Source organism: Parvimonas sp. D9 (assembly GCF_035282565.1).
Taxonomy (GTDB): domain Bacteria; phylum Bacillota; class Clostridia; order Tissierellales; family Peptoniphilaceae; genus Parvimonas; species Parvimonas micra.
This window is the reverse complement of record NZ_JAYKBM010000195.1, coordinates 1-257: the sequence shown is the minus strand read 5'-3', so window position 1 is coordinate 257 and position 257 is coordinate 1. Positions and strand designations below refer to the sequence as shown.

Below are 257 nucleotides of genomic sequence, written 5' to 3'. Positions count from 1 at the left end.
CAATCAAGATTATCCGATTCATCATAACAGCGATAAGGAGAATAAGGAAACCGATAAATATTCCGTTGACGCCAGACAGTTTATTACCTTTAAGACGAAGAACGGTAAGACCTTTCACCTCATTATCAATCACTATGAACAGGGAGAAAATGTAATGCTCCTTACCGAAGTTTCCGAAGATGATCTGCTCAATATTGTTGAAGCAAATGAAAAACCGAAAGAAGTAGTTAAGGAAGAATCCATAAAGGACGAAGCGA

At 37.7% G+C, this 257-nt stretch carries 1 protein-coding gene; it reads left to right on the top strand.

Translation table 11 applies throughout. The features are described 5' to 3' along the window. On the top strand, nt 1-257 hold a 257-nt coding region (locus VJI94_RS08530), incomplete at both ends, for a CD1107 family mobile element protein (protein ID WP_324009055.1).